Here is a 12,710-nt window from a genome sequence, read left to right on the forward strand (position 1 = left end):
ATCGTCGTCTCCCCGTCTGTCTTCACCGTGCGGCCGCTCTGGGCGGATGTCCCCGCCGAGGTGGAGGCACCTTGTTCCAGGCTTTCCGCGGGCGAGCACGCCCCGCTCGGTGCGCGCGGTGCGCACGGTGACGGTGAAGGAGACGATGTGCCGCATTCTCCGGAATATGCGCAGGAGTGCGCGCACGGACACGCGCACGCTCGCCAGCCCGCGCTGCGCGAGGAACGTCAAATCCAGCGGCGAACCGGGCCTTCCCAGACCTCCCGAGCCACCGCCCGAACGATCGATCGAAGATCCCGGTATTCATCCGTTCCCGCCGGCAGTAGACTCCAGGCTCTGCGTCCCGCAGACGCGCTTCCCAGGCCGATTCCAAGCGGGATCCGTTGCTGAGGAGCAAGGAAATGAACCCGCTCGTCCCCGACTTCATCATCCAGCAAGACGCTCTCGGCAACACCGAGGGCAGCTTCACGGGGGCGGTGCTGATGATCGACATCCCCGGCTTCACCGAGCTCACGGAGAAGCTGATGCAGCACGGCCGCGCGGGCGCGGAGACGCTCGCCGGCACGCTCCGGTACTACTTCGACCCGCTCATCGCAGCGGTCCACCACGCCGGGGGCTTCATCACGAACTTCGCGGGCGACGCGTTCACGGCGCTGTTCCAGGACACGCCGGACCGCAAGGTCGCCGAGTACGTGCTCGGCGCGGCGCTCGCGATGCGCGACCTGTTCGCGGAGCACCCCGAGCGCGACACGCCCTTCGGCAGCTTCCCGTTCTCGTTCCGGATGGGGCTCGCGTGGGGCTCGGTCGAGTGGGGCATCGTCCGCATCTCCCCGGAGCGCGCGTACTACCACTTCCACGGGCAGGCGCTCGCCGCGTGCGTCGCGATCGAGCGGCAAGCGCTGAAGGGCGACATCCTCCTCGATCGCGCGCTCTGCGATCGCATCCCGCCCGCGAGCGCGAAGTACCACGGCGAGGGCGTCTACAAGCTCGGCGACGTGCCGGCGCCCAGGATGCCGCAGGTGCCGAGGAACCCGCCGCGCGGCGAGGGCACCGCGTTCGTGGCGAGGGGCGTCGCGGACATGCCCCCGGAGGGCGAGTTCCGCAACGTCACGAGCGTCTTCCTCTCGTTCGAGCAGATCCCGAGCTTCGCGGAGCTCACGCGCCTCCTGCACGAGCTCTCCGAGCTCTACGGCGGCACCTTCACGGGCATCGACGCGGGCGATCTCGGCATCGCCGCGCTGATCCACTTCGGCGCCCCGATCACCCACGAGAACGACAACGATCGCGCGCTCGACTTCGCGCTGGAGCTGAAGAAGCGCGGCCTCCGGCAGATGCGCCTCCGCGCGGGGATCACGCGCGACGTCCGGTACGCCGGCTTCAACGGCGGCACCGAGCGGCACGAGTTCGCGTGCATCGGCCGCGCGACGAACCTCGCCGCGCGCCTCGTCGCGAAGGCCCCCTGGTCGGCGATCTGGGCCGACGAGCAGGTCTTCCGCGCCGGCGAGACGAGCTACCAGTGGACGACGGAGAACATCTTCCGGTTCAAGGGCTTCGATCTGCCCATCCTCGTCTACTCGCTGGAGCGCCGCCGCATCTCGGTCCAGAAGGAGTTCTACGACCTCGGCCTCATCGGCCGCGAGGCGGAGATCGAGCAGCTCGCGCGCTACGTCGGGCCGATCTTCGAGGGCAAGCCGGCCGGGATCACGTACATCGACGGCGAGCCGGGGCTCGGGAAGAGCTACCTCGTGCAGCGCTTCCGCCACCGGTGCGAGGAGCACCAGAGCGACCGGCCCTTCCTGTGGATCGACGCGCGCTGCGACCAGACGCTCCAGAGCTCGCTGAACGCGTTCGAGTTCGCGCTGAAGGAGTACTTCTGGGAGTCCTCCGCGCTCGGCAAGGAAGAGAAGCTCACGAACTTCGACGACGCGTTCGAGTACCTCCTCGAGCGCCTGCCCGAGAGCCAGGCCGCGCTGAAGCGCGAGCTCGATCGCGCGCGCTCGGTGTTCGCCGCGCTCATCGGCATCCGCTGGGAGGACTCGCCGTACGAGCGCCTGCACCCGAAGCTCCGGTACACGAGCACGCTCTCGGCGCTGAGCTTCGTCTTCCTCGCCGAGGCGTCGCTCCAGCCGGTGATCCTGCACCTCGAGGACGCCCACTGGGCCGACGAGGACTCGCTCGAGGCGGTGCGCGTGATCGCGCGCGCGTGCCGGGGGCTGCCCATCGCCATCATCTGTACGACGCGGCGCAAGGACGACGGCACCCCCGTCCGCATCCCGCTCGACCCGGGCATCTCCGAGAACGTGATCGAGCTGAAGCCGCTGCCGCGCGAGCAGCTGCTCGCGCTCGCGGTCCCGTTCTTCGGCGGCCCGATGCCGGACATGCTCGCGACGCTCCTCTGCGAGACGGCCGGCGGCAACCCGTTCTTCGCGCAGGAGATCCTCGCCTACTGGCTCGAGGACGGGCGCTACGGATCGAGCTCGAGCTCCATCTCGATCTCGAACACGTTCATGCCGCCGAAGAACGTGAACAGCCTGCTCATCTCGCGCCTCGACCGGCTCGACGCGAAGGTGAAGCAGACGATCGTCGCCGCGGCCGTCCTCGGGCGCGAGTTCGACCTGCGCGTGCTCGCGCTGATGCTCCCCGACGCCTCCGTGCTCGAGGAGCACGTGCGCATCGGCGAGGCGCAGTGCATCTGGTCGCAGATGACGGAGCGGCGCTTCCAGTTCAGCAACGCGCTGCTCCGCAACGCGGCCTACGAGATGCAGTCCCGCGCGCGGCTCCAGGAGCTCCACCGGCTCGCGGCCGAGGCGATCGAGAGCCTCTACGGCGACGACCTCGAGGACCAGCTCGTCGCGCTCGGCCGCCACTGGCGCCGCGCGGGCAAGGTGGACCACGCGCGCCGCTACTTCCTCGCGGGCGCCCGCAAGGCGGCGGCGCGCTACGCCCACGAGGAGGCGACCCGCCTCTACCGCGTCTACTTCAAGCTCTCGCCGGAGCCCACGCCCGAGAGCGTCGTCGTGCGGTACGAGTTCGCGCGCGACGTCCTCGAGGCGAGGGGGCGGTACCAGGAGGCGCGGCAGGAGCACATCCGCGTGCTCACCGACGCCCAGAAGCTCGGCGATCGCGGGTCCGAGGCGCTCGGCTTCCTCGGCCTGGGCCGCACGCACTGGGCGATGCAGCAGCCGGACGACGCGCGCACGTACTGGGAAGAGGGGCTGCGCGCCGCGCGCGAGGCGGGCAACCTGCCGGCCGAGGGGCTCACGCTCGCGAGCCTCGGGATGGCCTACGCCGTCCAGGGCCGGTACGACGCCGCCCGCACGCTCTACTCGCGCGCGATCACGGTCGAGCGGCAGATCGGGAACCGGCGCGAGGAGGCGAGGCTCCTCGGGGAGTTCGCGAAGCTGCACCGGCTGAGCGGCCACCTCGGCGAGGCGGAGGCCCTGCAGGAGCAGGCCGCTGCCATCGAGCGTGAGCTGGGGGCCTCTTGAGCCGGTGGGGGACGCTGCCGTGCCCTCCGCCCACGCGAAAGCGGCCCCGCCGTCCGACGTCGTCGCGCGCTCCCTAGATCGCGGCGCAGAGGCCCCGCCGGCCCGCGCGGCGCCGGCGTGACCCGGCCCTCGCCGCCCTGCGAATTCCGCTGACAATCGATAAGAGGTCTCCCAAGAGCATGACACGACAGGCAACAAAGGAGTCACCTGCGCTGTTGAACGAGGAGCTCCTTGAGAAGGCGAAGCCTTCCAAGCTCATGCCCGCCGTGATCGCCGGAATGGTCTCGGGGACGCTGGTCGTCTCGTTCGATATCTCTCTTGGCGCGCTGATATTCAACCACGGGCTGGCCGATTACCTCTCGCGAGGGATCGGCATCATCCTGATCAGCTCCGTCATCGTCGGCGTGATCGTCTCCCTGCTCAGCTCCTACAAGCCGGTGATCGCCGCGCCGCAGGAGGACGCAGCCGTCATTCTCGCCTCGATGGCGGCGGCGATCACGACCGGCATCGCGCAGAAGGACCCGACGGCGAGCCCGTTCCCGACGATCGTGGCCGCCATCGCGATCACCTCGGTGGTCGCGGGCGGCTTCTTCCTGCTGCTCGGCCTCTTACGGCTCGGCATCCTGGTCCGCTTCATCCCGTACCCCGTGGCCGGCGGCTTCATCGCAGGCGCCGGCTGGCTCCTCCTCCAGGGCTCGATCTCGGTGATGTCCGGTCAGCCATCGGCGCTCGACATCTTTCCGGCCGTGGCGACGGATCCGGAGCTCTTGAAGCGGGTCCTCCCGGGCCTCGTGTTCGGCGTCCTGCTCCTCCTGGTGCTGCGGCGGTTCTCGTCGCTCCTGCTCCTCCCCGTGCTGCTCGGGGGCTCGATCGTCGTGTTCTACGTCTCGGTGGGGCTCGCCGGCGTCAGCGTGCAGCAGGTGCTCGACAGCGGCTGGCTCCTCGGCCCGTTCCCGGCCGCGTCGCTCTGGCCGCCGATCGCCGCCTCGGACCTCGGGAAGGTGGACTGGGGGGTCCTGTTCGGCAGCGCGGGCAACATGGCCGCCGTCACGATCATGGCCGCCATCACCGTGCTGCTCAGCGCGTCCGGCGTCGAGCTCGCGACGGAGCAGGAGATCGATCTCGACCGCGAGCTGCGGGCCACGGGCGTCGCGAACATCGTCACCGGCCTGTTTGGCGGCATGGTCGGCTACCTGTCGCTGGCCGAGTCGTCGATGAGCTTCAAGGCCGGCTCGAACAGCCGCGTCTCGGGCCTGGTCGCGGCGGCGATCAGCTGCGTCGTGCTCTTCGTCGGCGCCGACGCCATCCTGTACTTCCCGCGCCCCGTCCTCGGGGGCCTGATCGCCTATCTGGGCTTCCACTTCCTCATCAACACGCTCTACGAGGGCTGGTTCCGGCTGCGGCGCATCGAGTACTTCGTCATCGTGGTGATCCTCCTTGTCGTCGCCGTCCGGGGCTTCCTCGTCGGCATCGGCGTGGGGCTCGGCGTCTCGTTCATCCTCTTCGCGCTCAGCTACAGCCGCATCGAGGTGGTGCGCAACGCCATCTCCGGTCTCCACCTGCGCAGCAACGTCGCTCGCAGCGACGGCGAGGAGATGACCCTGACGGAGCGCGCCAAGCAGCTCTACGTGCTCCAGCTCCAAGGGTATATCTTCTTCGGGACGGCGTACAATCTCCTCTCGACCGCCCAGCAGCGCATCCAGAGCGACGACGGCGAGGTGCGCTATCTGCTCCTCGACTTCCGCCACGTCAACGGCATCGACTCGTCCGCCATCGCGAGCTTCCTCCGGCTCCGCAGGCTCGCCAAGGCGAACGGCGTCAAGCTCTTCTTCACGGAGGTGCGTGTGGACATCCGCAATCACCTCGAGCGGGGTGAGGTCTTCGTCCGCGACGGTGACGACGTCTGCCAGATCTACCCGGATCTGGATCGAGGCCTCGAGGCGTGTGAGAAGGACATCATCGCGGAGGCGCCGCCCAGCATGCTGCCGCCTCCGATGCTGTTCTACGATCTCCAGGACGTATTCGGCGGTCGCGATGAAATGCTGCGTTTTCTCGGCTACCTCGAGCGCGTGGAGCTCCCGGATGGGTTCGATCTGTTCCGGGCCGGAGATGTCTCGAAGGAGCTCTACCTCATCGAGAGCGGAGAGCTCACGGCCTGGCTCGAGATCGACGGGAAGAAGGTGAAGCGGCTCCGCACGATGGGGCCGGGGTCGGTCGTCGGCGAGTCCGGGCTCTACATGGGAGAGAAGCGGTCGGCGACGGTCACCGCCAGCCGGCAGTCCACGCTCTACCGGCTCTCGGAGGAGGCGCTGCAGCGAATGACGGCGGAGGCGCCCGAGCTGGCCGCGGCCTTCCATCACAACGTGGTCACGCTGCTGGCCCGGAGGATCGTGCACTCGACGGGGCCCGTTAAATCGCTGTTCAATTAGGCTCGATCGGATCGGCCTGGAGTGTTGCGTTCCCGTGGAGACTCGCTTGCAGCATGGTGCGACGGCAGGACGCCTCTCGCCGGTGCGCGCCGCGCGCCGGGGGGCCGACGTGCGCGCTCTTCAATGCTGCACGCGTGAGCACCTGGATCCGGCCGATCCGATCGAGCACGACGCGCACGATGCGCACGAACACCGAGCGCAACCTGCGAGCATTGCGGTCCTGTGTTCCGGTCGCGCCGAAACATGCATTGCCGTGCCGCGCGCCGTTTCACCTGGGAGAGAACAATCCCGTGTAATCGCTATCCCAGAGGCGCGCGGATGCGCGGCGAACACACATTTGAATGCAATTTCGACGATCTCTTTCGGATTCAGAGCCACGAAATGTACGATTCGCCTAAGCTTGCGAACAGTCGTGGTTTCGCTCCCAATGAGAAGGCCAGTCGTGTTGCTTACTGCGCATCACATTTCCCTTGACAAGGGGACGCGCGCTTGCAATCCACGAACCCCAGGGTTGCGGCCGGGGCTGCCCGGCGTCCCGCGCGCGTCCTACCGGCCGATGGGGGCCTCGGTCCGCAGACGCGCTCCGGTGGTTGGCGCTCCCGGAGATCTCAGAGGCCAGCATCGCGCCAGCGAACCCCCGCAGGCCTGTCCGCCTTGAGCAGCTGGAGAAAGGACAACTTATGCAAACTCAACGTCGACCCCTGATGGTATTAGCCATTCTGTTGGGTGTCCTATCGGTCGCCGCCTGCGGCAAAGATAAGGCTCCTGCTGAAGCACGTGCAGAGTCGGGCGCGAAGGAACCTGCAGCTCAGCCCTCCGAGCTCAGCGTCCTCATCTTCCCGAACTACCTGGACGACAAGAGCATCAAGGACTTCGAGACGCAGAACAACGCCCGTCTGCGGCTCACGATCTACGACTCCACCGAGGAGATGGAGAGCAAGCTCGCCTATGCGGGCGCCGACGCGCAGTACGACGTCGTCGTGATGGCGGCCCACGCCAGCGGGCGGCTCGCGCGCCGCGGGCTCATCCGCCCCCTGGATCACGCCCTGCTCCCCAACCTCAAGAACCTCGAGTCGCGGTTCTCGGGCCCGAACTTCGACGAGAACAACAAGTATTCTATCCCCTACCAGTGGGGCACTGTCGCGATCATCTACAACAAGAAGAAGATCCCGAACATGGATCCGACGTGGGGCGTGCTCTTCGACGCCCAGAAGACGCCGGGGACGTTCGTGCTGATCGACGAGATGCGGGACATGGTCGGCGCGGCGCTGAAGTACAAGGGTTTTTCCAGCAACACGTCGAAGCCCGAAGAGATCCGGGAGGCCGGGCGCATCCTCAAGGAGGCCAAGAGCAATCCGAAGTGCCTCGGCTTCAAGGGCGGCATCGGCGCGACGCAGGACGTGAAGGGCGGCTCCGTCGACATGGCGGTCGTCTGGAACGGGGACGCGCAGAAGGTGGTCTGGGAGGACAAGGATCGCCTCGCCCTCGTCATTCCGAAGGAAGGCTCCGTGATCTGGGTCGACGTGATGACCGTGCCGACCAAGTCGCCCCACCCCGAGCTGGCGCACAAGTTCATCAATTACATGCTGACCCCCGAGGGCGGCGCGCAGCTCTCGATGATGACGAAGTACGCGACCCCGAACAGCGCCTCGCAGGCCCAGCTGCCGGTCGAAGATCGGACGAACCAGCTCATCTACCCGACGGGCGACCTGGCGACCCGCCTGGAGGCCCATCGCGATCTCGGTGAGGCGGCCAAGCTCTACGACGAGGTCTGGGCGGCCGTGAAATCGAACTGACCGCGAGGCAATGGCGCCAACGAGGTGTTCAGCCTCAGATCACGGCGATGCCAATGCTGCGCGACGCGCCGGTGTCGAGCGCACGCCCGAGCTGGAATCCGGGCCGCTGCGCAGAGTCCCTGGCAAAACTGAATGCTTCGTTGCAATCGACGTGTCACTCTGGCGCGGCGCTCCTCTCGCCGACGCGTCCCCGACGCGTGAGCGACGAGCCCGGCTGGAGCGCACGGCGTAGCAGCTCGTTGCCACCGGAGCGCACCGCGCCGAAGGCGCCCGACGCGACGAGGTGGAGTGCGTCGATCGGAACGTAAGGACCCCCATGGAAGATCATCGCTCCAAGACCGCTTCTCGCGCGAGAGGCATGATCGTCGACAACGCGTTCACGGCCGATAGCCTCTATGGCGTCCGGCGCGAGCCGACCTACAGCGGCGCGCTCTCCTTCCTGCGTCGCAAGTACACGCGCGATCTGACCGGCGTCGATGTGGCGGTCACCGGCATCCCGCTCGACACGGCGACCAGCAACCGTCCAGGGACGCGCTTCGGTCCGCGCGCGGTGAGGGAGGCCTCGGCGCAGCTCGCGTGGAACCGCCCTTACGGCTACGAGTTCGACCCGCTCGACCGGCTCGCCGTGGTCGACTATGGCGACTGCGTCTGGGATTACGGGCGTCCGGAGGAGAGCCCTGTCGCCATCGAGGAGCACATCGGCCGCATCCTCGACGCCGGGGTGACGCCCCTCTCGATCGGGGGGGATCATTTCGTGAGCTACCCGATCCTGCGCGCCGTGTCCAAGCGCCGCGGCAAGCTCTCGCTGATCCATTTCGACGCTCACTCCGACACGTGGAGCGACGAGGTCGGATCGGGGCGGGTCGATCACGGCACCATGTTCTTCCACGCGGCGCGGGAGGGCCTCGTGGAGCCCAGCCGCTCGGCGCAGATAGGGCTCCGCACCTACAACGCCGATACGCTCGGCTTCCAGGTGCTCGACGCGCCCTGGGTTCATCGCCATGGCGCGAGGGCGGTGATCGAGCACGTGCGTAACATCGTCGGGGACCACGAGGTTTACCTGACGTTCGACATCGACTTCCTCGATCCGAGCTTCGCGCCCGGCACCGGCACGCCGGTCTGCGGGGGGATGTCGACCGCGGTCGCGCTGGAGATCCTGCGTGGGCTCCAGGGCATCGCGCTCGTCGGCATGGACGTCGTGGAGGTCGCGCCCGCGTACGACGTGGGTGAGATCACGGCGCTCGCGGGTGCGACCATCGCCCACGAGGGGCTCGGGCTCATCGCCTGCCGGCCTGGCGCTCAGAAAGCACGGGAGCCGGCCGAGAAAGCAAGGGAGCCGGCCGAGGGAGAGTGTCGTTAGAGCGGCGGCTCTACGAGCGTGTCTGGCGGCGCGGAGCCCGAGCTCGGTACGGCGCGAACACCGCATCTGGCGAGTCTTCGGTGAACTGGCGGAGCACGCGGTTCAGCCCGCGCGTGCCGTGCGCGCGGACCGTCTGGACGCGGTCGAGATCGAGCACCTCCCCGAGGTACTCCTCCCCGGAGCCGCCCAGGAAGAGGACGCGGCCCTCGGGATCGACGGCGATGGAGCGCCCGCCGCCGATCTCCACCGCGGCGTTCACGTTCACCACGTAACACTGGTTCTCGATCGCGCGGGCGCGGGCGAGCACGAGCTCCTCCTCGCGATCCGGCGTCGTGGTGAGCGTCGGGTGCAGGATCACCTCGGCGCCGCGCAGCGCCAGGCCGCGCGCGACCTCGGGATACCAGCCGTCGTAACAGATCATGAGCCCGAGCCGGCCGACGCGCGGGATGTCGAACACGGGCGCGGGCTCATCGCCCGGCGCACAGGTCTCGAAGGGCATCCACGGATAGAGCTTGCGGTACCGCGCGACGAGCTTGCCGCTCGGCGAGAAGACGACCGCGGTATTGTGCAGCTTGTCGCCCGCGCGCTCGTAGATCGACCCGGCGCAGAGCCACCTCCCGGCCCTGCGCGCGATCGCGCCGAGCCGCCTCGTGAGCGGCCCCGGGATCGGCTGGGCGAGCTCGCGCGACGGGGAAGGGTGGCGGAACGGGTGGTCCCCCGTGAGCCACAGCTCGGGAAACAGGTAGAGCTGCGCCTCGGGGAACGAGACCCCCAGCGTCTGTACCTCGCGCTCGAGCTTCTCGAGCGTCGCAGCAGGGTCGCCGGGCACGGGCCGGGACTGGACTCCGATGATGTGGAGGAGGCGAGCCATACCAGCGAGGTTATACACCCCTCTGCGGCGCAGAGGCGTCAACCAATCTTCGCGCCGCGTTCTCCTACATCCGAACGTTTACGTGGTCGTTTACGTGGTCGTGGTCGTGGTCGTGGTCGTGGTCGTGGTCGTCAACGATAGGCCGTGAACGACCACGACCACGACCACGACCACGACCACGTTCACGTTCACGTTCACGTTCACGTTCACGTTCACGTTCACGTTCACGTTCACGTTCACGTTCACGTTCACGTTCACGTTCACGTTCACGTTCACGTTCACGTAAACGTTCACGTTCACGTTCACGTTCACGTTCACGTTCACGTTCACGTAAACGTTCACGTAAACGTTCACGTTCACGTTTACGTTGGTGACCGATGGTGGGGGGCGGGGCGCGGGCTTCGTGCCCTGAGCGTGACCGAACGAGCTTGGTTAACGCCGATGCCCTCTGCGGCGCGCGTCCGGCGGGACTCCGTGAACGTAGCGCCGGGCGGGCGCGTGGCGAGCTCGCTCAGGTGGTCGGCTCGATCGACCCGCGCGCCGCCGCGATCACCTCGGCGGTGGCGAAGTGCGCCGACTCGAGGGCCCCTTGCGCCCAGCCCGTGTAGAGGCACGTGTGATCGCCGGCGAAGACGACGCGCCCTTCCCCGCGCTGGAGATCCGCGATCAGGTCGGTCTGATCAGGCCGGAACGCGGGCCAGCCGCCTCGCGTGTACGGCTGGTGGTGCCACGAGAACGACAGCCCCTTCTGGAAGTACTCCCGGGCTTTCGGGAAGAACGACTCCATCGTCTTGAGCCCGAACTCGATGCGATCGGCCGCGGTGGGCAGCTCGTCGAGCGCCGCGGCGTTGCGGTCCTGCACGTACGCCGTGAGGATGCCGGAGGTGCCCGGCTGGAGCGAGGTCAGGTCCCACAGACGCTCGATGGGCGTGGTCGTGCATGCCGCGAGCAGCCCGATGATGCCCTCATCCGCCCAGAACCGGTGCGAGAACTGGAAGTTGAGGCGGGTGACGGTGAACATCGGGATCTCCGACGCGGCGCGGTGCTTGGGGCCGGAGAGCGGCGGGTCGAACGCGACCTCGAGCAGGATGCGGTGGGGGAGCGCGCACACCACGAAGTCGCCCTCGATCGTCTCGGGGTCCCCGTTCCTGAGGAACTCGACGGTCACGCCGTCCTCGCGGGAGATCACCCGCTGCACATGGGCCCCCTTGAGGATGCGATCGCCGAGATCGTCGGCGAACGCGGTGGTCAGGCGGTCGTTCCCGCCGGCGATCGCGTAGGTGTGGAACCACTTGGCGTCGAGCCGCTGGTTCGCCGACCAGGCGAGGCCGCTGAACATCTCGATCTCCGTGCCCTCGTACGCGCGGCAGATCTCCCTCGCGGCGTGCGAGGCCCCGGTCCGGTCCAGGCTGCGGTAGAACGTCTCGCCCGAGAAGTCCTTGCGGACGGTCGCCGGTGGCCACTGCGTGTCCCGCGGGTCTCCGATCACCGAGAACGCCTTCGCCGCGAGCTGCAGGTTGAGGGACTCAGCGTCGATGTCCCGCTCTTCCGGAGTGAGCGGAAAGTCAGCAGGATAGTGCGCTTTGCCTCGCGACGTGCTCAGGAAGCGATGGCCCATGACGTAGTACAGCTGCGTCGCGTCGAGCGGATACTCGAGGATCTCCAGCCCGAAGTGGCGCGCATAGGCGAGCGTGAGGACGTGGGTGTCGGCGATCCGGGTGACGCCGAGCTCGGCGTGCTGGTCGCCGAAGTGGTTCCGGAGCGTGTAGAAGCGGCCGCCCACACGGTCATTCCGCTCGAGGATGATCGGGTCGAACCCGGCCTTCCGCAGCGACCATGCGGTGCACAGCCCTGAGATCCCGCCGCCGAGCACGATGACGCGGCGCCCGCCGCCGACGCTCGGCCATTCAGGTAGAGTGTCCCACAGCCGGGGCAGCATCTCCCCTGCCGCCGCGAGACGACGCCGGTCGTAGACGGATGCGAACGATTGCTCGGGGACATCGATCGGGCGGTCGGACAGCATGGACCTCTTGCTCGGGCTGGCTGACGATAGTCAGGTTGGCAAAAACGCCGTCAAGATGGCGCGCCGCGGGCGGAATACCCGACGCGCGCTCCTCTCGTGACCTAGGGGGTCGGCGCGAAAATCGGCGCCCATCGCTCTCCTGGTCGCTCCTGGTCGCGGCGCGATCCGCCGAGCGGCGCGCCCGTTGTTCCGCCGTCGCTCCGGACCGCGCGCGCCGTGTGCCGCGTGATCCGAGGTCGAGGAGCAGATAGTCACGAGTGACCATGATGGACAAGCGATGTTTTGCTTTCAAGCAAAATCATGACCGCGCCGATCGCCACAAAAGGTGCGGGCGTCCGATGATGTGGTCACTTGGTCTCGGTTACGGGTCTCGGTTACGGGTCTCGGTTGCGTTGGTTACGTTGGTTACGTTGGTTACGTGGCCGCGCACCGCCGGATCGCCGCTTTGTCGACGACGGCCATGAGGCGAGCGCACCGCTCCACACCATCGCGCCTCGATCGTGGACTGCGGAGGATCGTGCGTGATTTGCGCCCCGGCGCACGATTTGCGTCGGGCAAGGAAGTGTCCGAGAGCGCTGCATAACGCGCGAGGCCGGTCCAGGCGCTGAGTTCACGCGAGGTGTTGAATTCGAGCGTGGCGCGAACCGCGTGCAGCGGTGGAGCTCCTGCCAGAGTGGAACGGTGCAGCGGGTGTGGCTTGCGCCACGCCTGGAATGGATGAGGTCGCTGAGACGACGCCGCTC

General features: G+C 67.8%; 8 protein-coding genes. 4 read left to right on the forward strand and 4 right to left on the reverse strand.

Features of this window, described 5'->3' with window-relative positions; genetic code table 11:
* Nucleotides 1–401 precede the first annotated feature (401 nt).
* Both WMF29_RS47955 and WMF29_RS47960 read left to right on the forward strand, forming a co-directional pair.
* Nucleotides 402–3,488 (forward strand): AAA family ATPase, encoded by a 3,087-nt coding sequence (locus WMF29_RS47955; protein ID WP_272096873.1) that lies wholly within the window; start codon nt 402–404, stop codon nt 3,486–3,488.
* Between the two features lie 215 nt (nt 3,489–3,703).
* Nucleotides 3,704–5,917 carry a SulP family inorganic anion transporter gene (locus WMF29_RS47960; RefSeq protein WP_437326710.1) on the forward strand — a complete coding sequence of 738 codons (2,214 nt, stop codon included), beginning with the start codon at nt 3,704–3,706 and terminating at the stop codon, nt 5,915–5,917.
* Here the strand turns inward: WMF29_RS47960 and WMF29_RS47965 are convergent.
* Nucleotides 5,910–6,110 (reverse strand): hypothetical protein, encoded by a 201-nt coding sequence (locus WMF29_RS47965; RefSeq protein ID WP_437326711.1) that lies wholly within the window; start codon nt 6,108–6,110, stop codon nt 5,910–5,912. The two genes, WMF29_RS47960 and WMF29_RS47965, sit on opposite strands and share 8 nt — an antisense overlap.
* Before the next feature lie 529 nt (nt 6,111–6,639).
* Here WMF29_RS47965 and WMF29_RS47970 point away from each other — a divergent pair.
* Nucleotides 6,640–7,713 carry a polyamine ABC transporter substrate-binding protein gene (locus WMF29_RS47970; RefSeq protein WP_437326712.1) on the forward strand — a complete coding sequence of 358 codons (1,074 nt, stop codon included), beginning with the start codon at nt 6,640–6,642 and terminating at the stop codon, nt 7,711–7,713.
* Between the two features lie 316 nt (nt 7,714–8,029).
* A complete protein-coding gene (speB, locus tag WMF29_RS47975) occupies nt 8,030–9,073 on the forward strand; it encodes an agmatinase (protein ID WP_437326713.1) in 1,044 nt (347 codons plus the stop codon).
* Between the two features lie 10 nt (nt 9,074–9,083).
* On the opposite strand, the gene WMF29_RS47980 is transcribed toward speB, so the two are convergent.
* The 3 genes from WMF29_RS47980 to WMF29_RS47990 form a co-directional block, all read right to left on the reverse strand.
* Nucleotides 9,084–9,944, reverse strand: coding sequence for a carbon-nitrogen hydrolase family protein (locus tag WMF29_RS47980; protein ID WP_437326714.1), 861 nt, complete (start codon nt 9,942–9,944; stop codon nt 9,084–9,086).
* A 90-nt stretch (nt 9,945–10,034) separates the two neighbouring features.
* Nucleotides 10,035–10,298, reverse strand: coding sequence for a hypothetical protein (locus WMF29_RS47985; protein WP_437326715.1), 264 nt, complete (start codon nt 10,296–10,298; stop codon nt 10,035–10,037).
* 157 nt (nt 10,299–10,455) lie between these two features.
* Nucleotides 10,456–11,967, reverse strand: coding sequence for a flavin monoamine oxidase family protein (locus WMF29_RS47990; RefSeq protein WP_437326716.1), 1,512 nt, complete (start codon nt 11,965–11,967; stop codon nt 10,456–10,458).
* Nucleotides 11,968–12,710: the final 743 nt, after the last annotated feature.

It is taken from the genome of Sorangium sp. So ce381 (genome assembly GCF_051473845.1).
In the GTDB taxonomy this organism is placed as follows: Bacteria; Myxococcota_A; Polyangia; order Polyangiales; family Polyangiaceae; genus Sorangium; species Sorangium atrum.